General features: G+C 72.6%; 13 protein-coding genes (1 of these 13 only partly in view). 10 read left to right on the plus strand and 3 right to left on the minus strand.

The annotated features are described in order from the left end of the window. From O7622_RS03340 to O7622_RS03350, 3 genes are all read left to right on the plus strand, one after another. Positions 1-234, plus strand: the 3' portion of a protein-coding gene (locus O7622_RS03340; protein ID WP_282311804.1) for a PRC-barrel domain-containing protein. It extends 210 nt beyond the left edge of the window; the window shows 234 of its 444 coding nt (coding positions 211-444); the start codon falls outside the window, past its left edge; its stop codon occupies positions 232-234. A 433-nt stretch (positions 235-667) separates the two neighbouring features. Further along, positions 668-2,386 (plus strand): arginine--tRNA ligase, encoded by a 1,719-nt coding sequence (gene argS / locus O7622_RS03345; RefSeq protein ID WP_282311805.1) that lies wholly within the window; start codon positions 668-670, stop codon positions 2,384-2,386. A 70-nt stretch (positions 2,387-2,456) separates the two neighbouring features. Continuing rightward, the gene (locus O7622_RS03350) at positions 2,457-2,978 is read left to right on the plus strand and encodes an alpha/beta hydrolase (protein WP_282311806.1); all 522 of its coding nucleotides are present in this window, start codon (positions 2,457-2,459) and stop codon (positions 2,976-2,978) included. 144 nt (positions 2,979-3,122) lie between these two features. Here the strand turns inward: O7622_RS03350 and O7622_RS03355 are convergent, their stop codons facing one another. Beyond that, complete coding sequence (locus tag O7622_RS03355; protein ID WP_282311807.1) at positions 3,123-3,416, minus strand: DUF4287 domain-containing protein; 294 nt, start codon at positions 3,414-3,416, stop codon at positions 3,123-3,125. 250 nt (positions 3,417-3,666) lie between these two features. Here O7622_RS03355 and O7622_RS03360 point away from each other — a divergent pair, with 250 nt between their 5' ends. The 7 genes from O7622_RS03360 to fxsT all read left to right on the plus strand — a co-directional run bounded on the left by O7622_RS03360 (position 3,667) and on the right by fxsT (position 16,796). Next, positions 3,667-5,712: a hypothetical protein gene (locus O7622_RS03360; RefSeq protein ID WP_282311808.1), complete on the plus strand. Its 2,046-nt coding sequence runs from the start codon at positions 3,667-3,669 to the stop codon at positions 5,710-5,712. A 10-nt stretch (positions 5,713-5,722) separates the two neighbouring features. Next, on the plus strand, positions 5,723-7,984 hold the full coding sequence (locus O7622_RS03365; protein ID WP_282311809.1) for a hypothetical protein: 2,262 nt from the start codon (positions 5,723-5,725) through the stop codon (positions 7,982-7,984). A 273-nt stretch (positions 7,985-8,257) separates the two neighbouring features. Continuing rightward, entirely contained in the window at positions 8,258-8,431 is a 174-nt protein-coding gene (locus O7622_RS03370) for a hypothetical protein (RefSeq protein ID WP_013289092.1), read from the plus strand. Between the two features lie 6 nt (positions 8,432-8,437). Beyond that, the gene (locus O7622_RS03375; protein ID WP_282311810.1) at positions 8,438-10,744 is read left to right on the plus strand and encodes an FxsB family cyclophane-forming radical SAM/SPASM peptide maturase; all 2,307 of its coding nucleotides are present in this window, start codon (positions 8,438-8,440) and stop codon (positions 10,742-10,744) included. After that, the gene (locus tag O7622_RS03380) at positions 10,732-11,544 is read left to right on the plus strand and encodes an AAC(3) family N-acetyltransferase (protein WP_282311811.1); all 813 of its coding nucleotides are present in this window, start codon (positions 10,732-10,734) and stop codon (positions 11,542-11,544) included. The genes O7622_RS03375 and O7622_RS03380 overlap by 13 nt, the downstream gene beginning before the upstream one ends. A gap of 129 nt (positions 11,545-11,673) precedes the next feature. After that, positions 11,674-12,864, plus strand: a complete 1,191-nt coding sequence (locus O7622_RS03385) for a TIR-like protein FxsC (protein WP_282311812.1) — start codon at positions 11,674-11,676, stop codon at positions 12,862-12,864. Further along, entirely contained in the window at positions 12,861-16,796 is a 3,936-nt protein-coding gene (fxsT, locus tag O7622_RS03390) for an FxSxx-COOH system tetratricopeptide repeat protein (RefSeq protein ID WP_282311813.1), read from the plus strand. Before O7622_RS03385 ends, fxsT begins: the two co-directional genes overlap by 4 nt. Here fxsT and O7622_RS03395 read toward each other — a convergent pair. After that, the gene (locus tag O7622_RS03395; protein ID WP_121684372.1) at positions 16,774-17,694 is read right to left on the minus strand and encodes an alpha/beta hydrolase; all 921 of its coding nucleotides are present in this window, start codon (positions 17,692-17,694) and stop codon (positions 16,774-16,776) included. The two genes, fxsT and O7622_RS03395, sit on opposite strands and share 23 nt — an antisense overlap. Positions 17,695-17,735: 41 nt before the next feature. After that, the gene (locus O7622_RS03400; protein WP_282311814.1) at positions 17,736-21,239 is read right to left on the minus strand and encodes an AAA family ATPase; all 3,504 of its coding nucleotides are present in this window, start codon (positions 21,237-21,239) and stop codon (positions 17,736-17,738) included. Positions 21,240-21,314: the final 75 nt, after the last annotated feature.

Below are 21,314 nucleotides of genomic sequence, written 5' to 3' on the forward strand. Positions count from 1 at the left end.
GACGCGGACGCGCGGTACCTGGTGGTGGACACCGGTCCGTGGATCTTCGGCAAGAAGGTGCTGCTGCCCGCCGGCACTGTGGCGCAGGTCGACCACCTGGACCGCGTCGTGCACGTGGACCGCACCCGGGAGCAGGTGAAGGAGTCGCCGGCGTTCGACAGGGACCACTTCGCGCACCCCGAGTACCGGGAGCAGGTCGGCAGCTACTACACGGAAAGCTATCGACAGCAGTGAGCACGGCAGGACGCAGCAGCCCGCGATCGCGCTCTCCGACGACCCGGCGACGGTGCGCCGCACGCTCGTCGAGGTACGCCGGGCGATGGGCCTGAGCAGCGCGTACACCCGGGTGCGGCGCCTGGCCGGGCGCTACCGCAAGGCGGTCGCCACCTCGGCCTGACCACGAGCCGGTCCGGGGTACGCGCTTGCGCCGACCCCGGACCGGCCGGTTACGCTGCCGACGTGGCCAGCTCGCACGCATACCCGATGACGTCCTCCGACGTCCGGCTCGGCGCGCTGCGACGCCGGCGGTCCCGCTACCGCCTGCGCTGAGCCTTTCCTCCTGCGACCGGCGGACCGAGCCGCCGGTCGTCATCGATCGTCCTCGCTCCGCCGTCGCGTTCCCATCAGGTGATCCGCGCGGCGGATCCACAGCGAGATCGGCGTACCCATGGATCTTGAAAGGTTGCTTGCCGACCGGCTGGCGCCGGCGTTCGCGGCGGTGGCCGGCGGGCCGGTGGACCCGGCCGTGCGGCGCTCGCAGCACGCGGACTTCCAGTCCGACGCGGCGCTGGGGCTGGCCCGGCGGCTCGGCCGCCCGCCGCGGGAGATCGCCGCGGAGGTACGGGAGCACGCGGCGCTGGCCGACCTCTGCGCGGCGGTCGAGGTGTCCGGGCCGGGTTTCCTGAACCTCACGGTGGCCGGGCACGCGCTCGGCGGGCTGGTGTCCGCGATGGCCGCCGACCCGCGGCTCGGCGTGCCGCCCGTGGCGGAGCCGGAGACCGTGGTGGTCGACTACTCGGGGCCGAACGTGGCGAAGGAGATGCACGTCGGGCACCTGCGTTCGACTGTGATCGGTGACGCGGCGGCGCGGACGCTGGAATGGCTGGGGCACCGGGTGCTGCGCGCCAACCACCTCGGCGACTGGGGCACGCCGTTCGGCATGCTGATCGAGCACCTGCTCGACCTGGGCGAGGCCGGGGCGGCCCAGGAGCTGTCGATGGGTGACCTGGACGGGTTCTACAAGGCGGCGCGGGCGAAGTTCGACGACGACGAGGCGTTCCGGGGGCGGTCGCGGCAGCGGGTGGTGGCGTTGCAGGGCGGTGACCCGGCGACGCTGCGGCTGTGGCGGTTGCTGGTGACGCAGTCGGAGGGCTACTTCCTGACCGTGTACGACCTGCTCGACGTGACGCTGTCCGGCGACGACTTCCGGGGCGAGAGCAGCTACCACGACCAGCTCGCGCCGACTGTCGAGGAGCTGGACCGGCTCGGACTGCTGCGGCGCAGCGACGGAGCGGACTGCGTGTTCCCGCCCGGTTCAGTGGGGCGCGACGGCGAGCCGCTGCCGCTGATCGTGCGCAAGTCCGACGGCGGCTACGGCTACCCCGCCACCGACCTGGCCGCACTGCGGCACCGGACCGGCGCGCTCGGCGCGACCCGGCTGCTCTACGTGGTCGGGCTTCCGCAGCGGCGGCACTTCGAGATGGTGTTCGCGGTCGCCGTGCAGGCCGGCTGGCTCACCGCACCGGCGCGGGCCGAGCACGTCGGGTTCGGCTCGATCCTCGGTCCGGACGGGCGGATGCTGCGCAGCCGGGCCGGCGGGTCGGTGAAGCTGGCCGGGCTGCTCACCGAGGCGGTGGAGCGGGCCACCGCGCTGGCCCGGGAGCGCAACCCGGAGCTGGGCGAGTCGGAGGCCGCCGAGGTGGGGTGCGCGGTGGGCGTCGGCGCGATCAAGTACGCCGACCTGTCCGGCGACCGGCACAAGGACTACGTGCTGGACTGGGAGCGGATGCTGTCGCTGGACGGGAACACCGCACCGTACCTCCAGTACGCGTACTCCCGGGTCCGGTCGATCTTCCGGCGAGCCGGCGCGGCGGCGCGGCCGGACGCGGAGGTCTCGCTCGCCGAGCCAGCCGAGCGGGCGCTCGCCGTGGAGCTGGTCGGCTTCGCCTCGGTGGTCGAGGAGGTGGCGGGCGGGTTGGAGTTCCACCGGCTGACCGCCTACCTGCACCGGCTGGCGGTCGCGTTCAGCGCGTTCTACGAACGCTGCCCGGTGCTGCGGGCCGAGGAGCCGGTGCGGGAGAGCCGACTCGTGTTGTGCGACCTGACCGGGCGGGTGCTGCGGCAGGGCCTGGACCTGCTCGGCATCCGTACCCCGGAACGGCTGTGAGGCCGAGGGGTCACCGGAAGCCCGTGCGGCGGCTAGCGTGACGCATCGATCGAACGCAAGGGAGGCGACCATGGCGGATCGGCGCGCGGTACTCGCACCGGGACAGGGCTACGACACCCGGGGACCGCTCTTCGTCTACATCGGGGAGGCGTTGCGCCGGCTCGGTTTCGAGGTGCACGAGGTGACCTGGCGGTCGCTGGGGGATCTGCGCCTCGACAGCGCGCCGGAGTGGGTCGCCGAGCAGTTGGATCCGGTCCTCGACGCCGGGGTGGATCTGCTCGTGGGCAAGTCGCTCGGCAGTTTCGCCGCGCCGCTCGCCGCCGACCGGGGCATCCCGGCGGTGTGGCTGACGCCGCTGCTGACCAACTCCGCGGTACGGGAGCCGCTGGGCCGGGCCACCGCGCCGTTCCTGCTGGCCGGCGGCACCGGCGACCGGGTCTGGGACGGTGCGGTGGCGCGCCGGCTCACGCCGCACGTGGTGGAGGTCGCCGACGCCGACCACTCGATGATGGTGCCCGGACCGTTGGCGGCCTCGGCTGAGGCGCTCGGGCGGATCTGCACCGCGGTGGAGGAGTTCGTCGCCGGCCGCTGACGGTCAGCGGCGACTCCGCCGCGTCCACACCACCGCCACCACTGCCGCGATGAGCGGCAGCAGGCAGCAGAGCATCAGAACGGACAGGTGCCACGGCTTGATCGCTCCCATGGGGCGAACGGTAGGCGTCGCCGTCCACAGCCGCTAGGCGGAGGCTCGGGCGGCTCTGCCGTCCAGCCACAGCGTGTCGCTGTCGTCGCGGTGGGATCCGGTGGAGCCGACGTGCTTGGCGCTGATCTTCGGCCCGTTCTTGACCACGTGGACCAGGGCCATCGCGTGTCCCCGGCCGAGTCCGTACTCGTCCTTCAGCCAGCCCACGATCACGGCGGCCTTCACGTCGGCGGCGTCGTAGCCGCGCTCCTTGGCCTCGTCGACCAGGACGCGCGGGGTCTTGCCGGTCTTGTCCTCGATCGCGTCGAGGTACGCCTGGAAGGACATCTGTCCGACCCTTCGCTCGGGAGGTGGTGACGACCTCCACACTCTCCGGCGGGACAGTGCCGATCAACGACGGAGCGGGCCACCGTCGTTGCCTCCAGGGCAACGATCGCCGCGGGTGAGACGCCGGAGAGCGCCGTGGGGCCATGTCAGCTTCTCGACCCAGCACTACCGCCGCCCTCCGCGCGGCCCGACAGTGCACACGGCTGGAGGGGTGGTGGGGAAGTTGGGGCAGCCGGCGAACGAATCCGTCATGATCCGGGACTGGTTCAGCGTGCCGCGGGTGTCCGCCGAGGACCGGGCCGCGGTCTTCGGCGCACGCACCCAGGATCCACGGGTGGAGTTCGTCGCGCTGACTGTCAGGTACTGGATGGACGCGCACGCCACGCGGTCGATGACCCGCGAGCGGGTGCTGGCCGCGATGACCGGCCGCATCACGCCGGACAACGTCTGGGACCTGGTCTCGATGCTCGCGAAGCTCCGGCTGGCCGAGGCGTTCTTCGACCTGGCCGCCTCCGACGTCGACTCCGACGGCTCCTTCCGCCGCTACCTGCTCGGCCTCGATCCCGCGCTGCTCGACGCGATGCGGCACTACGCGGCCTGGAACGGGATCAACCCGAAGCTGTTCCTGGACGGCTTCGCGGTCGGCGTCGGGGAGTCCGTCGCGACGGTGGTGGTCGACCTCGGCAAGCTCGTGCAGTTGATCGGCCGTCTCCAGCAGGAGCAGTTCACCACGCTCATCGTGCTCGCAGTCGACCCGCGCGCCGGTGTGCAGCGCCTCGCCGACCAGGCCACAGTCGTACGCCAGGCGCTGGCCGGGATCGTCGCCGCGCTGGACCCGACGACAGTTCCGGACCGGCTGCTGGCGTTGTGGCGCGGCTGGGCGGCCCAGTTCGCCCGGCACCTGGACGACCTCGACCCGTTCGCCGCCGGCCGCCTGCTCGGGCGCGTCGCCGGCGACCTCTACCAGGTGCTCACCGGCCTGGTGCAGCTCGCCCGGCTGCTCGGCGGCGTCGCGGTGCGCGCCGCCGTCCGGTACGTGCCGCTGCTGCTCGCCGGCGCCCGGGAGGCGCGCCTGCTGACCGCCCGGACGGCCGCGCTGCTGGTGGCGATCGGCCGGGCGGCGATCGTCGCCACGCCCCAGGTGGGCCTCGCGGTGCTGCGGACGCTCTTCCCTCCGAAGGTGCTCGACGCGCTGTTCCGGCAGGGCCGGGTGCTGCTCGTCGACGCCGAACTCACACTGACCGTGTTCAACCAGGCGGCGCACGCCGAGGCGTTCGCGGGCGCCGGTGCGGGCACCCGGCTCGGCGCGCTGGTGAGCCTCGACGGCCGGCCCGTGCTGATGGCGAGCATGTCGGAGACGGTCTCGTCGGCCGGCCGGGCCGCGACTCGCGCCGAGCTGACCGAGGCGCTCGACGAGATCATCAAGCGGGTCGAGGACCTGCGTGAGCTGAAACCGCCGAAGACACCCCGGGACATCCGGGCCGCCGCCGTGCGCGCCGCCATCGCCCGGCAACTGGAGCAGCGGCTGACCACCGCGTTCAACGGGGCGCTCCAGACCGCCGCGTACGAGGAGTTCCGCGCGTTGCGCAAGGCCGGGCAGGCGCAACCGTGGCGGCTCGGCCAGCAGGTCCACCGGCGGATGGCGGCCGAGGTCGCGCAGCTCGCCGGCCGGTCACCGGGCCTGGAACCGTTCGCGGAGAAGTCGCTTGCGACTGTGGTCGAGGCGGTCCGCGCGGCCCACCCGGAGCTGGCGCCCGCGCTGCGCGGCTCCGAGGCGGTGCTGCGCCAGACTGTCGCGCAGATGCTGCTCGGCCACCCGGACCGGGATCTGCTGCTGCGGCTCGTCGGGTTCACCGGCAACCCGGCCGCGACCGGCGCGGAGAAGGCGCTCGCCACCCACCTCGCCGAACGGTTCCGGTGGAAGGTGTCCACCACTGTCGGGGACCTCCGCTCCGACCTGCTGCTCGTCGACCCCGAGGCGGCCCGCGTCACGAACGTCGACTGGACGTCCTCGACGAAGCTGGAGCGCTTCGAGAAGACCTGGGGAACCGTCGCCGACGACCTCGGGGAGACGTTCGACGGTCGCTGGGAGGCGATCGCGGAGGCGTACCAGCGAGCCGCGAAGGGCGGCGTCCCGGCGGAGGTCGTCGCCGGCCTCGAAGAACTGACCACGCACGCCGTACGCGAGACGGTCCTCCGTCAGGCCGCCCTCAGCCAGTTGTTCCCCGGATTCTTCGTCACCTCGCACGAGATGACGTACCGGGGCCTGCAATCCCTGTTCAACCTGCCGCTGTAGAGGAGCACCGATGGGCAGAGTCGTCGTCGCCGACGCCGATCCGGCGACGCTTGGTTTCAGCACCGCGCATTCCGACCGGTACGTCTACTCCAACTACTTCGTACCGGTCCGGCTCACCTTCGGCGGTGGCGAGACGCCCATCCTGCCGTTCTACGTCAAGCAGGCGCTGATCGAGGCGATCCGCTACGGCGGGCTCGACGGCGACCGGCTGCCGCACCTGCTCAAGGAACTCGGCCTCCACGACCTGTGGAAGGCCAACGAGATGGACGCCGCCACCGAGGCGCTGCCCGGCGTCGACTCGGGCATGTCGTACCGGGAGCCGCCGGCGCGACGCCAGACGCTCCTCGGCGACCAGCAAACGGAGTTCCTCGCCGGGCTGCTCCAGTCCGACGTGGGCATCGCGTTCCTCGACCGCACCCGGATCCGGCCGGTGGGCTTCGCGCTCGGCGAGCACGTCTACGCGCTGGCGCTCGCCCCCGGCGAGGAGGCGGTGCTGGAGCAGCGCACCTACACGAAGCGCGAGCTGACCCTGGAGGAGCAGAACGAGTCGGAACAGCAGACCGACGTCGAACTGACCAGCGCGCTCACCACGGAACTCCAGGAGGGCTTCGAGCGGCAGAAGTCGCTCACCGACACCTGGGGGCTCAACGCCAGCCACACCGGCCAGTACACCAGCCCGACCGGCGTCTGGGGCACCTTCAACGCCAGCCACACGATCGGCTTCGCCACCAGCGTCACCGCGGCGAGCCAGGAGACGAGCCGCCGCGCGGTCAAGGACAGCCGGACCGCCACATCGAAGGTCGCGGCGCGCTACCGCACCCAGCACAAGACCGACTTCAAACTGGTCAGCGAGACCGGTACGGAGTCCTCCTCGAAGCGCACCGTCCGCAACCCGAACCGGGCCACGCCGATCACACTGCACTACTTCAAGGTGCTGCAACGGCTGGAGCTGGCCCACGAGCGGTACGGGGCACGGGTCTGCTGGGCCCCCACGATCAAGGATCCGGCGTTCGCCTTCGCGCAGAAGATCGTCGACGGGCGGAAGCGGATCCGCGACAACGCGGTCGCCGCGCTGCCCCCGATGCCGGTGAAGCCGGAGCGCCCGCCGCGTGGCACGCCCGCAGCGGTGGAGACGCGCGTCGTGTACTCGCCCGTGGTCACGCTCGACAAGTGGGGACTCACCGGTGACATGAGCGCCGACTACGACGTCGACGTCGCGTTCGACGCCGGCTGGGAGTGGGACGGCGACATCGACACGATCCGGCAGAACCTCACGCTGATCACCCGCCGCCCGCCCGAGGCGATCGCCGCCCGGGTGGTGGGCGTGCCGGTGGTCACCGAGGCGGACGGCCGGCCGGTGCTGCGCGTACGCGTGCACGTCGGCGCCCGGAGCTGGCTGGCCGGTCCGGGCGCGGACGTGCAGCTCGCCGCCGGGTTCCGGCGTACCCCGACGGTGGTGGACCAGACCGCCGACGACGCGGCGTACAACGCGCTCGTCGCGGGCTACCTGACCGATCTCCAGGAGTGGCAGGACCGGCGCGACGAGGCGCTGGCGGCGGTGGAGACGGCCGGGGACGAGTTCGAGGCGCGGTTGCGGGCCGGGTTCTCCCCGGTGAACGAGATGGTCTCGCAGATCGTGGAGGCGCACTTCCCGGCCAGCGTGCGGGACGAGGCGTGGGAGATCGACTTCTGGCACCGCGTCTTCGACTGGGAGCGCGCGTCGTTCGTGGCGTACCCCGGCTGGTGGTCCGGCGGCGACGCCCGCGCCCCGGAGCGCGACCCCGGCGACTTCGTCAACGCGAGCTGGGCGAAGCTCTACCTGCCGGTGCGGGCCGGCATGGAGCTGACCGCGCTGCGGTGGATCTTCGGCAAGGTGGTGGCGACCAGCCTGGCGCCGCAGGTGGAGCACGAGCTGACGGCGTTCGTGGACGAGCTGACGACGTACCGGACCGGCCACCTCGGCAGCGGCGACGAGATGCCCGAGCTGACCACCGAGTGCCAGGACGTGCCGGAGCGGGTGTACTGCCTGGCGAAGTGGACCGAGTTGATGCCCACCGACGGCACCCACCTGGAGGTGGTGCAGGGGGCCACGACAGCGGCCGACGCGGTGACCGCCAAGGAGATCGGCGACGCGGAGGCGCTGCGGGCGGCGCTGCTCGACGGCGAGGTGCAGACCAACCGGCTGCGGACCAGGGCATACGACCAGATGACCGAGCCGGCCGACGTCGGCATCCACCTCGGCGCACCGTCCGGGAGCGGCCCGGCCGTCTGAGCCGCTCGTCCACCCCGATCCCTCGCCTGACCAGGGGATCGGGGTGGACGATTTCTGGCAAAGTCTGAACTTCGATTCGTGGTCCAGATGGGCAAAAAGGCGCATAATTGATCCCTTACGGTCGCTCCCCCTGGCGACGACGGCGCCGGCCGGCGAACCGTCCAAAAAGAACCGTCTCCCCACCGGTGGGTCGATGGTGCTGGATCCCCCAGAGGCACTAGGTTGGCCGTCGCCGCTGTGCTCGGCCGGCGTATACGAACCTAAGGAAGACTCATGACAACCGCACCCTTGCGCCAGGATGAGCCCCCGGTCTCGCTGGGCAGGGTCCGCGCGGAGCCGCTCGACCGGCTCTCCGCCGCGGACATCTCCCCCATCGTGCGCCGGGTGATGGCGGCTCACCTCGATCAGACCCGGATCCCGGCGGCGAAGTTCTCGTCGTTCATCTGATCCCCGATGGCCCCGGGGCCCGCCCGCGCGGCGCTCACCGAGTTCGTCCTCAAGGTGCACGCCAGGTGTGACCTGGCGTGCGACCACTGCTACGTCTACGAACACGCCGACCAGAGCTGGCGCCGCCGCCCGGTACGGATGACGCCGGAGGTGCTCCGGGCGGCGGCCGGGCGGATCGCCGAACACGCCGTGGCCCACGACCTGCCGGACGTCACTGTCATCCTGCACGGCGGGGAGCCGCTGCTGCTCGGCGCCGAGCGGCTGGGCGAGGTGCTCGCGGACCTCCGGCGAGTCGTCGGCCCGGTCACCCGGCTCCGGCTCGGCATGCAGACCAACGGCGTCCTGCTCTCCGAGCGGCTCTGCGACGTGCTCGCCGAACACGACGTGGCGGTCGGCGTATCGCTCGACGGCGACCGGGCCGCCAACGACAGGCACCGGCGCTTCCGGTCCGGTGCCGGCAGCTACGACCAGGTGCTCCGCGCGCTCGCCCTGCTGCGCCGCCCGGCGTACCGGCGGATCTACTCCGGCCTGCTGTGCACAGTGGACGTGCGCAACGACCCGATCGCGGTCTACGAGTCACTGCTCGCCCAGGAGCCTCCGCGGATCGACTTCCTGCTCCCGCACGCCACCTGGGACGACCCGCCGTGGCGGCCGGCGGGCGGCGGCACCGCGTACGCGGACTGGCTGCGTGCCGTCTACGACCGCTGGCGGGCCGACGGCCGGCCGGTCTCCGTCCGCCTCTTCGACTCGCTGCTGTCCACCGCCGCGGGCGGGCCCAGCGGCACCGAGTGGCTCGGCCTCGACCCGGTCGACCTGGCGGTGATCGAGACGGACGGCGAGTGGGAGCAGGCGGACTCGCTCAAGACCGCGTACGACGGCGCGCCGTCCACCGGCATGACCGTCTTCTCGCACGCGGCCGACGACGTGGCGGCCGACCCGCTCCTGGCCCGCCGCCGCTCCGGCCGGGCCGGGCTCAGCGACGAGTGCCGGCGGTGCCCGGTGGTCGACCAGTGCGGCGGCGGACTCTTCGCCCACCGGTACGGCGCCGGGCACTTCGACCATCCGAGTGTCTACTGCGCCGATCTGAAAGAGCTGATCGTGCACGTGAACGAGAACCCACCAGCATCCGTCCGGCTCGACGCCGGCCTGCCCGACGACTTCATCGACCGCCTCGCGGCGCTGACCGGCGACCGGGTCGCCATCGGCCGGCTCGTCGAGGCGCAGATCGCCATCGTCCGCGCGCTGCTCGCCGAGGTGGCCGACCGGCTGCCGGCCGGCGGGGCCGGAGCCGACGGCTGGGAGGCGCTGACCGCCCTCGACCGCAGCGCGCCGGAGTCCGTCGCCCGGATCGCGGCCCATCCCTACGTGCGGGCGTGGGCTGTCGACTGCCTCGCCGGCACCGGCACCGGCGCCCGGCAGGGACCGGACTACCTGACCGCGCTCGCCGTCGCCGCCGCGCTCGACGCCGGCACGCCGGTACGCCTCGACGTACCGGTGCGATCCGGCCGTCTGCACCTGCCGACGGTGGGCACGGTCCTGCTGCCCGAGGTGGGCGACGGCGCCGCACGGGTCGAGACCGGCCCGGGTTCGCTGCGGGTGACCGCCGGGGACGTGACGGTCACGGTCCGGCCCGGGACGCCCGGGGACGCGCCGAGGTGGTGGCCGGCCCGCGTGCTCACCGCGCCGGACGTGAGCGTCCTGCTGGAGGACGGCGACCCGCACCGCGACTGCCACCGGCTGCCCGCCGGTGACCGGCTCGACGACGCGGGCGCCGCGCGCTGGGCCGAGACGTTCGCGGCGGCGTGGCAGGCGATCCGGGACGAGGTGCCGGGCCACGCCGAGGAGTTGCGCGCCGGGCTGCGGGCCGTGGTGCCGCTGCGGCGCAGCGGCGCGGGTGTCAGCGAGGCGTCGACCGCGCGGCAGGCGTTCGGCGGTGTCGCGGCCACGGAGACCGATGCCGGATCGCTCGCGGTGCTGCTCGTGCACGAGTTCCAGCACAGCAAGATGAACGCGCTGCTGGACATCTGCGACCTGGTCGACGGCACGCGGCCGACCGACATCACAGTGGGCTGGCGGCCCGACCCGCGGCCCGCCGAGGCCGTCCTGCACGGCATCTACGCGCACGCGGCGGTGGCCGACATCTGGCGGATCCGGGCCGGCCGCCAGGTCGACGGCGCGCAGGCGGTCTACCGCCGGTATCGCGACTGGACGGCCGAGGCGATCGGCGCGCTGCAACGGGCGGACGCGCTCACCCCGGCGGGCTCGCGGCTGGTCCGGCAGGTCGCGCGTTCGATGTCCGGGTGGCCGTCGTGACCGCCGCCCGGACCGCGTACCGGGCCGGCACGCTCGCCGCCGACCTGCGCGCGCTCGGGCTCGGCCCCGGTGACGTGGTGCTCGTGCACTGCTCCCTGCGCGCGCTCGGGCCTGTCGACGGCGGGGCGGGCACCCTGGCTGCGGCGCTGCGGGCCGCCGTCGGTCCGTCCGGCACCGTCGTGGTTCCGGCACAGACCCCTGACAACTCGGTGAGCAGCGCCGCGTACCGTGCCGCGACCGCCGGGCTGACCGACGAGGAACGCCTGGCGTACGAGGACCGGATGCCCGGCTTCGACCCGGCCGTCACGCCGTCGTTCGGGGTCGGCGCGTTCGCCGAGCACGTACGGAGGCTGCCCGGCGCGGTCCGCAGCCGGCACCCGCAGACGTCGTTCAGCGCGTGGGGGCCGCGGGCGCAGGAGCTGATGCGCGTCCACGACCTGGACTCCCACCTCGGGGAGCGGTCCCCGCTCGCGGCCCTGGAGGCGGCCGGCGCCCGGACGCTGCTGCTCGGTGTCGGCTATGCGACATGCACGGCGCTGCACCTCGCCGAGTACCGGTCCCGCCGGCCGGCGCCGCGTCGTCCGTACCGCTGCTACGTGCTGCGCGACGGCCGCCGGGAACGGCTGGACTTCGAGGCTCCGCACCTGGATGCGGCCCCTTTTCCCGCGATCGGCGCGGAACTCGACCGGGCGGCGTTCACCCGGCACGGGACGGTGGGGGACGCACCGGCCCGGCTGCTGCCGATCTCCGGCGCGGTACGCGTCGCGGCGGCCTGGATGGATGCCCACATCGGACGGTGAGGGCCTGGTAACCCGGGCGCAACCTCTCTACCCTGATCGATAGACGCCGCATCGTGTCGACTGGGGAGCAGCGCGTGATCATTACCGGTTGGGGGTCAGGCGCACTTCCCGTGGAACGGTCGTGCCGTCGTGACCTCTGAGCGGCCCGCGCTGCCGGGCCCGCCCTATTTCTTCCTCAGCTACGTCCCCCCGCCGACACACAACGACCGCACCCCGGGCGACCACTGGGTCCGCCGCTTCTACCACGATCTCAACCTGGCGATCGACGGCCGGCCCGGCGACCGGTTACGCCGGCAGGGTTTCGCCGACTTCATGGTGCGGCCGCCGGAGGACCGGACGGAACGAAGACGCACCGCGCTGGCCGAGGCCGAGGTGTTCGTGCCGTTGTACTCGCCGGACTACCTCAACCGGGACGACTCGCGCCGGGAACGGGAGTGGTTCCGGCAACGGCTGATCCGGGCCGGCCGGCCGGCCGACGGCGACAACATCCTGCCGGTCCTGTGGATCCCGTCGCCCGCCGCGGTGCACGCGCCGGACCAGGCCCGGGCGGTGGCGATGGCCGCCGACGTGGACGCGTACGCCGCGAACGGCATGAGCGCGCTCTGCCGGCTCCAGAAGTTCCAGCACGCCTACAAGGAGGTGCTGGGCCGGCTCGCCCAGCACATCGTCGACACCGCCGAGCAGACGCCGCTGCAACCGGCCGAGCCGCCGACCGGGCCGACCGACCTGCCGTCGTCCCCGACCAGCGAGGTGCCGTTCCGGGCGGTGGTGATAGCGCCCGAGGAACCGGCCGACCCGGGACGGCTCAACGGGCGGTCCGACACGCACGCCGGCCGGTGGCGCCCGTTCCGCGACCGGCCGCCGGTGGTCGACGACGTGACCGACGCGGTGCAGCGGCTGCGGATGCCGATCGACGTCCGCGACTTCGTACCGGACGCCGGGCTGTTCCGGGGCTGCCCGGGCGTACTCATGATCGATCCTCGGGTGGTCGATACGCCGGACGGTGCGGAGGCCGTCCGCGCGGCCGTCGCCTCGCTGCACCGCTGGGTGGGCGTCGTGGTGATCATCGAGGACTCGGCACCCGGCCGCCGTTCCCACGCGGCGGTGCTGCTCGACCGGGCCATCGAGATCTTCCCGGCCGCGGCACGCCCACTGGCGATCACCACTTACGACGACTGGCGGGCCGGGATCCACGGCCTGGTCGACCGGATGCGCCGCCGCTATCTGGAGGCGAGACCGGCCTACCCGCCGCCGGGACGGCCGATCAGCAAACCCCGGCTCTGGGAGAACCCGCCGCCCGACGAGGGAGTGGACACATGACCCGACGCGAGGGACAGGTCGTCACCTTCTACTCCTACAAGGGCGGCACCGGCCGGACGATGGCGCTGGCGAACGTCGCCTGGATCCTCGCCGCCAACGGCAAGCGGGTGCTGGCCGTCGACTGGGACCTGGAGTCCCCCGGCCTGTCGCGCTTCTTCGCGCCGTTCATCGACCGGGACGCGCTGGAGAGCACCGGCGGGGTGATCGACCTGATCCGGGAGTACGAGTGGGCGACCGCCACCAAGCAGGACAAGGGCGACGACCGCTGGCACGAGCAGTACGCCCGCGTGCACAAGTACTCGTTCTCGCTGAACTGGTCCAACTTCCCCGGTGACGGGACGCTGGACTTCCTCGGCGCGGGCCAGCAGAACAACGACTACGCGGGCGCGCTCGCCGGGATGAACTGGGACGAGTTCTACGAGCGGCAGGGCGGCGGCTACTTCTTCGACGCGCTGCGCGCCGACATGAAGCGCAACTACGACTACGTGCTGATCGACAGCCGCACCGGCTTCTCCGACGTGGCCGACATCTGCACCATCCAGCTACCGGACGTGCTGGTCACCTGCTTCACCCTCAGCGAGCAGGGCATCACCGGCGCGGCCAAGGTGGCACGGCTGGTCGAGCACCGCTACGGGTCGCGGCGGATCCGGGTGCTGCCCGTGCCGATGCGGATCGACCCGGCGGAGAAGGTCAAGGCGGACACCGGGCGGGCGGTGGCGCGGCAGCGCTTCAGCGGTCTGCCGAGCGGGATGAGCGAGGCCGAACGGGACCGGTACTGGGCCCGGATGCAGGTGCCCTACCAGGCGTTCTACGCGTACGAGGAACTGCTCGCCACGTTCGCCGACCAGCCCGGCGTCAACGGGTCGCTGCTGTCCGCGTACGAGGTGCTGGCCCGGGAGATCACCCGGGGCGAGGTGGAGTCGCTGCCGCCGATGAGCAGCCCGGTACGCGAGCGGGTCAACGCCCGGTTCACCCGCACCTCCAACTCGGTGGAGAACGAGATCCTGCTCCGGCACGCCCCGTACGACCGGGTGTGGGCGGAGTGGATCGGTCACCTGCTGGTCTCGGCCGACGTCCGGGTGACCGACCCGTGGTTCGCCGAGGACGAGACGCCCCGGACGGCCCGGGAGCTGATCATCGTCTCCGAGTCCAACGCCACCGAGGAGGCGGTGCTCGCCGCGCCGGACCGCTCGCCCGACCAGGTGCCGCTCGTGGTCTACGTCGCGGACGTGCGGCGCCTGGCGAACGTGCCCGCGGCGCACACCGTCTCGGTGGCCGGCCTGGAGGCCCGGACCGCCGCCGCGCGGATCCTGCGCCTGGTCGGCCGGGAGGGCGTGCCGGCCGACCTGGAACTGCCGACCGGTCCCCGGTTCCCCGGCCGCGACAACACGGTGTTCGAGGTGCCGGGCCGCAACAAGCGCTTCACCGGCCGGGAGGCCGACCTGCGCGAGCTGCGGACGCTGCTGCGCAGCAGCCCGAAGGTGGTGCTCTCCGGCACCGGGCCGGTGGCGTTGCAGGGCATGGGCGGCATCGGCAAGAGCCAGCTCGCGCTGGAGTACGCCCACCGCTACCGCGCCGCGTACGACATGGTGTGGTGGATCGACGCCGACCAGGTGCCGTTCATCGAGTCGGCCATCGGCGACCTCGCGCCCTACCTGGGCGTACCGTCGTCGGACTCGAACCGGGAGAACGCCCGGCTGGTGCTCCAGGCGCTGCGCCGCACCGACCTCCGCTGGCTGCTGATCATGGACAACGCGGACGAGGTCGAGGGCGTCCTGCCGTACGTGCCGGACGGCAAGGGTCACGTCCTGATCACGTCCCGGAACCTGCAGTGGGTCGAGCGGGCCACCACCGTTCAGGTCGACGTGTTCAAGCGCGCGGAGAGCATCCAGCACCTCACCGAACGGGTGCCGACCATGCGCGTCGACCAGGCCGACCGGATCGCCGCCCTGCTCGGCGACCTGCCGATCGCTGTCACAGCCGCCGCGGCCTGGCTCGCCGACACCGGCCACTCGGTCGACAGCTACCTCAACGAGATCGCCAAGTTCGGGCCGGGCGCGGTGATGGAGCCGAACAGCAACGTCTCCGTGGAGGCGACCTGGGAGCTGTCGCTCAACCACCTGCGGACCCGCAATCCGGCGGCCTACCGGGTGCTGCAACTCTGCTCGGTGTTCGCGCCGGAGATCTCCGCCGACCTGGTCTACAGCGACGAATTCGCCGAGGCGCTCGTGCCGTTCCACCCGCAGGCCAAGGAGCGGCTGGTCCGCCAGCAACTGGTGCAGCAGGCCAACCGGCTCGCCCTGGTGCGGGTCGACCTGCGGGCCGAGAACCCGGCCGGCGGCGAGCGGGGCCGGGGCGGCCTGGTGCTCATGCACCGCCTGCTCCAGCACGCCGTCCGGTCCCGGATGACGGAGGCGGAACTCGACGAGGCCCGCCAGCAGGTCCACCTGGTGCTCGCCGCCGCCCGGCCCGAGGGCGAGGTCGACGACCCCGACGGCTGGCCGCGGTTCCGGGTCATCTGGCCGCACCTGGAGGCCTCCAAGGCGCCGCTGAGCCGCAAGGTGGAGGTGCGCGCGCTGATGATCGACCGGGTCCGCTACCTCCAGTTGCGCGGCGACCTGGAGACCGGCCGGCGGCTCGGGCAGGAGGTCGCGCAGACCTGGGAGCAGATGCTGGCGGAGGAGACCGACCCGCGGGCGCGCGACGACCTGCGCCGGCAGTTGCTGCACCTCCAGTTCAACCTCGCCAACATCCTCGCCTTCCTCGGGCAGTTCACCGAGTCCCGGGCGCTGGACGAGGAGGTGCTGGCGGCCCAGCGGGACCTGCTCGGCGAGGACCACCCGCACACGCTGATGACCGCCGGCGGGCTCGCCCGCGACCTGCGCGGCATGGGCATGTACAGCGAAGCGCTGCGCCTGGACGAGATCACGTTCAACGCGTGGAAGCGGAACTTCACCGAGGAGCACCCGCGTACGCTCGCCGCGCTCAACAACCTCGCCAGCACGCAGCGCCTGATGGGCGACTTCCGGGAGGCCCGCAAGAACGACGAGATGGTGCTGGCCGGGCGCCGCGCGATCCTCGGGGAGAACCACCCGGACACGCTCGCCTCCTCCGCGTACGTCGGCATCGACATGCGCGACGCGGGCGACTTCGAGCAGTCGGTCACCCGGCTGCGCAGCGTCCACCGGGACCTGCTGCACACGGCCGGGGCCGAACACCTGATCACCCTGCGGACGCAGACGAACCTGGCGGTGTCGATGCGCGCGGCCGGGCACGCGGTCGAGGCGGGCAAGCTCCTCGAAGCCGCCTACGAGCTGCTGAACGAGCGGTTCGGGCCGGACAACCCGGAGACGCTCACCTGCCGGCTGAGCCTGTCGATCAACCTGCTCACCGTCGACCTGTTCCAGCGCGCCAGCCGGGAACTCACCGAGGTGCACCGCATCTACCAGCGCAACCTCGGTCCGGCGCACCCGCTGACGCTGGTCTGCATGGTCAACCTCGCCATGGTGGCCCGCCGCGCCGGGGACTTCGCCGAGGCCCGGCAGCTCGCCGGCCGGTCCGCCGACTCGCTCGCGGGCGTGCTGGGCAGCGGGCACCCGTACCCGCTCTCCGGCTGGATGAACCAGGGCATCTGCATCGCCGAACAGCCCGACCCGCCGGAAGGCCGGGAGGCCGCGGACGTGGAGGCCCTGAGCCTGCTGCGGCGTGCGCACGACGGGCTGGTCCGGATCCTCGGCCGCGACCACACGAACGCGCTGCGCTGCCGGGCGAACCTGGTGGTGATGCAGGAGCGGGTGGACAGCGGCCGGCGCGCGGAGCTGGAGGCGGTCACCCGTGAACTGTCCTACCGGCTGGGCGAGAACCACCCGGCCGTGGAGGCCGCCCGGGAGGGCCGGTTGCAGCGGCGCATCATCGACCCGCATCCGATCTGACGGCGGTCCGTTCCAGCGGGTCGGCCAGCCAGGCGAGGATCTCCGGCAGCACCTCCACCGCGCCGAAGTGCGCGCTGCGCGGCTGGACGTGCAGTTGCGCGCCGGGGATCTGCTCGGCCAGCCAGCGGGTGTGGCTGGCCGGGGCGAAGTTGTCGTCCGCGCCGTGCCACAGCCGGACCGGCATCCGGATGTCCGTGAGCGTGATGCCCCAGTCGGCGCGCAGCGCGAGCACGTCGTCGATCCAGCCGTGCGGCCCCTGGCGCAGCGCCTCGGCGTAGGCGTCGGTGAGCTGCCGGCGGATCGGCACGCCGGCCACCACCCGGCGGTCGGCCTCGGTCATCTGCTCGACCAGCAGCGCGAGCAGCGAGCCCGGGTCGTCCATGGTCCGCTCGGCCCGCAGCCGCAACTGCTCGGCGAGCACCGGCACGTCGCGCTCGGCGGCGCCGTAGTCCCGCACGTTGGCGTCGGTCATGCCGCCGAACCAGTCCAGCCCGGCCGCACCGGCCGGGGCGAGACCGACCAGGACGGCGGTCCGCCGGACCCGATCCGGCAGCAGCGCGGCGCAGGCCAGGGCGTGCGGGCCACCGCCGGAGCGCCCGACCACAGAGAACCCGTCCAGGCCCAGGTCGTCGGCGATGGCCGCGACGTCCGCGGCGGCGTCCGCGACCCGGCGGCCGGGCAGCCGGCTGGAACCGCCGTAACCCGGCCGGTCGTACGAGATCAGCCGTACGCCCAGCCGGTGCAGCACGATGGACCGTGGCCGTGGACCGTTGCGGCTGCCGGGTGTGCCGTGCATCAGGAAGACCGGCCAGCCGCGTTCCGCCCCGGCGATGTCGACCGCCAGGTTCCTCCTTCCCGTTCGGACGATGTGCTCTCGGTGCCGGGGCGAGTGTGCCAATCGGGGCCTCCGAACGGGTGGTGGCGGTACGGGTGGCGTGGTCAGACCGCCCCGGCGGCCGGGATCTGGCCGGTGTGATCGGACGGGCCGGTCCGGTCGGACCGGTTGGACCGGCCGGCGGACGGGTCGGACGCGGCGAGGACGCGCAGCGTGTCGAGGGCGGACGCCAGCGAGACCTCGGCCGGCACCCGGTCGTAGGCCCGCAGGTAGTCCAGGAGCAGCCGGCACAGGCTCGCCTCGTCGAGGAACTCGTCCGGCAGCCGGTGCGCGAGCAGGGCGTGCATCGTCCTCGGCGGGATCTTCGGCCAGGCCAGTTCGGCGTACTCGCTCAACGCCATCAGCAGCCACAGCGCGGTGCGGTTGTCGACCCGGGCGGCGGCGAACTGCTCGGCCATCTCGGCCGACACCACGCCGTCCTCCAGCGGCAGCTCCGCGAGCCGGTCCTCGATGTCGGCGAGCACCCGACGGACCCGGGGCACGTACCGCTGCGGCAGCCGGTGGAGCCCGTGCCGCAGGATCAGCGCGTGCAGCACCGCGTGGTCGTCGGTCGTGCCGAGCGAGTCGACCAGTTCCGGGAACTCGTCGATCAGGTACGGGCACGAGATGATCAGCTCGGGCGGCGCGGTCGGCGAGTCGGGCAGGCGGCTCAGCGCCACCCGGGTCAGCCCGCACACCACCTCGCGCGGCAACTGTGCGCCGTCCTCGGCGAGGCACTCCAGCAGGACCGTGGCGCTCGTGCTGGACACCGCCTCCGGTGACTCGACGGCACGCGCCCACAGCCGCCGGTAGCTGCGCTCGTCGTACAGGATGAGCTGGTGCAGGGACGGCACCGGCCAGCGGCGGGTGGCCAGCGACACCAGGTCGGCGTGGAACCGGCCGGCCTCGAAGCTGTCCGGCTGCTGGCCGCGCCACGTCCGCGCGCCCGCCTGCAACTGGCCGTAGGTGGTGATGTCACCGAGCAGCCGCGCCTCCTCGGCGGCCACGTTCACCGTCTCCCCCCGGCCTTCGCGCCGCCGCTCGGCGATGATCCGGCCGTCGGCGTCCCGGCCGAGCCAACTGATCATCGCGAGCTGGCCCTTCTCGTCCAGTCCCGCCCGCCACAGCCGGACCGTCGACACCCAGGTCGCCTCGTCCATCAGGTCGGTGTGGCGTACGCCGTCCGGCGACACCAGCGCGGCGAGCGCGACCAGGTTCGCGGTGTACGCGGCGAGCAGCCGCACCGGGTCGTACGGCGCGGGCCGGTAGCCGTCCACGCCGGCCAGGTTGGTCCGCTGCCGGGCCTCGGCCAGCAGGCCGGCGATGGTCTCCACGATCCCGTCCCGCTCCTCCGGGTGGCGGGAACTGAGCTCGCGGGCGAAGCCGACCACCGCCTCCCGCTTCACCAGCGGCTGGTGGGAGAGCAGCGCGCGGAACTGGCCGGTGTCCAGCTGGTAGCCGAAGCCGGCCGGGCTGCGGGTGTGCCGCCGCAGCTCGGCCAGGCTCCGCAGCGCTCCGATGACGTACTCGGCGATCAGGAAGTCGCCGATCGTGGTGTGCAGGAACTCGTACGTGCGCCGGGCGTCCTCGCCCTGCACGTCGTCCGGGCCGTACACCACGAAGAACGCGGCGGTGACCAGTTGTTCCGGGCCGAGCACGTCGCCGAGTTCGAACCGTGAGCCGTCTCCGGGCCCGGAGCCGAAGCAGTCCAGGTCGAGGCGGAGCGCGGCCCGGTTCACCAGTTCCCGGTTGCGGTTGAACATGGCGAACGCGGTGATCGCCAGGTCGCGCCGGAGCTGGTGCTCGCGGGCCTCCCGCTCGTGGGGCGGAAGGGCGGTCGGCGCCTTCTCGCTCACCTGCCGCCTGATGAACGCGGTGAGCAGGCCGGTGAACAGGTCGGACCGGGAGATGGTGACGCCGGGACGGCGGTCGGCCCAGTGCTCGTTGTAGTAGATCGCCAGCAGCGTGAGCAGCAGCGGCTGGCGGGCCAGCTCGCCGTGCGACAGCAGTTCCCGGGCGGACAGCCGGCGGTAGCCGGGGCGGTCCTCGTTCGCCGCGTTGACGGCGGCCAGCCAGGCCGTCACCTGGGCGTCGGTCAGGTCCTCCAGCCGGACCAGCACGGTGCCCTGCGGCACGCTGGCGCGGTCCATCACCAGGATCCGGGACGTGATGATCGGGATGACCGAGTAGCCCAGATCCCACTGGGCCTCCTGGAACTCGGCCACCCGGTCGATGTACTGCGAGTGGGCCGTGCCGGTGACCTGCACGAGTTCGTCGAACCCGTCGAAGATCACCACGACCGTGGTGTGCTGGGTGGCCCGGCGCAGGTCCGCCCAGCGGATGCGCTCGTCCATCACCTGCTCGATCGCCGCCTCGATCTGCTCGGTCGGCGACGAGTCCCCGGACATCCGCCGCAGCGGCACCACTATCGCGGTGAACCGGCTCGCCGGCAGCCGGGCCGCGATCACCCGGGTCAGCAACGTCTTGCCGGCGCCCGGCTGGCCGAGCAGCAGCAGCGGACGGTGCAGGCTCGCCGGGTCGGTCAGGTACTCGGAGAGGAACCCGACGAGGTCACCCCGGCGCGGCTGGTCCTCCCACCAGTGTTCCCGCTCCGGTGACGTGTGCTTGCCGTACTCGGCGGCCCGGAAGTCGGGGCTGATGAAGCCGCTGTCCACATTCGGCAGACGCAGGTGGAAGTCGACGTCCTTGATCCGCAGCAGCGGCTGCCGGAACACCGCCGCGAGCGAGCCGGTGAGCCGGTCCAGTGATTCGCGGAGCAGGTCGGGCCGGTCGGCGGCCACCGGGCCGGACAGCTCGGCGAGGTTGCGGTAGAGCTGCGCCAGCGCGTCCAGCCGGGCCGAGACCTCGGTGGTCAGCGTCCGGTTGTCGATCAGGTTGTGCTCGATCGCCTGCCGGATCATCCGGAACCCGAACTCGGGGAGGTCAGCGGCGAGCCGGTCGAAGCGGTCCTCGTAGTGCCACATGGCCCGGCCCACCACGCGGGAGCGCATCGACGTGAGGTCGAGCCCGCGTCGCACCGACGGCCAGGCGGCCAGGCCCTCGCAGAACGCGATCGTCGCGTCGTACAGCTTGACGTAGGCGGCCTCGACGTCCCGGCGGGTGTCGTCCATGCCGTGCACGGACGAGGGCAGCGGGAAGTAGCCGCCGTCGATCTCCTGCGGAAGCGTGTGGTGGCGCCGCTCGGCCGGCACCATGCCGACCTTCTCCTCGTCGGTCAGTTCCAGCCGGTCGAAACCCGGCCCGACCTCGTCGCGGAAACCGTCGAAGAACGCGGAGAGCGCCAGCACGGTGTGGCTGGCCTCCAGCAGCTCGTAATACGACCTCCCGCCGGTTGTCCGGATGCGGCCGGCCTGGTTTCCGGTGGCGTCCCGGACGAGCTGCATGAGCGCGTTCTTCGGGCCGAGCAAAGCGAGCGCCGCGCCTTGAGTGAGCGCCCCGGCACCGAGGATTCCCGCGCTGACGACCTTGTCGGTCTGGGTGATGCGCGTGCTGCCCGGGGCCAGCAGTCGTAACGCATCTCGATAGCTGAGGCTCGAACGGCGTGGCATGCCGCCCCTTCCGCTGCTGGCGATCGGGATTCTTCAAGGATAGAAACTTCAGTGACGGAAAGCTATCGATTCCTC

Origin of the sequence: Micromonospora sp. WMMD1076 (assembly GCF_029581475.1) — a bacterium.
GTDB classification, from domain to species: domain Bacteria; phylum Actinomycetota; class Actinomycetes; order Mycobacteriales; family Micromonosporaceae; genus Micromonospora; species Micromonospora aurantiaca.

Coding starts and splice junctions, on each gene's coding strand:
- argS (WP_282311805.1), top strand. CDS start 668: ATGGATCTTGAAAGGTTGCTTGCCGACCGGCTGGCGCCGGCGTTCGCG.
- O7622_RS03350 (WP_282311806.1), top strand. CDS start 2,457: ATGGCGGATCGGCGCGCGGTACTCGCACCGGGACAGGGCTACGACACC.
- O7622_RS03355 (WP_282311807.1), bottom strand. CDS start 3,416: ATGTCCTTCCAGGCGTACCTCGACGCGATCGAGGACAAGACCGGCAAG.
- O7622_RS03360 (WP_282311808.1), top strand. CDS start 3,667: ATGATCCGGGACTGGTTCAGCGTGCCGCGGGTGTCCGCCGAGGACCGG.
- O7622_RS03365 (WP_282311809.1), top strand. CDS start 5,723: ATGGGCAGAGTCGTCGTCGCCGACGCCGATCCGGCGACGCTTGGTTTC.
- O7622_RS03370 (WP_013289092.1), top strand. CDS start 8,258: ATGACAACCGCACCCTTGCGCCAGGATGAGCCCCCGGTCTCGCTGGGC.
- O7622_RS03375 (WP_282311810.1), top strand. CDS start 8,438: ATGGCCCCGGGGCCCGCCCGCGCGGCGCTCACCGAGTTCGTCCTCAAG.
- fxsT (WP_282311813.1), top strand. CDS start 12,861: ATGACCCGACGCGAGGGACAGGTCGTCACCTTCTACTCCTACAAGGGC.
- O7622_RS03400 (WP_282311814.1), bottom strand. CDS start 21,239: ATGCCACGCCGTTCGAGCCTCAGCTATCGAGATGCGTTACGACTGCTG.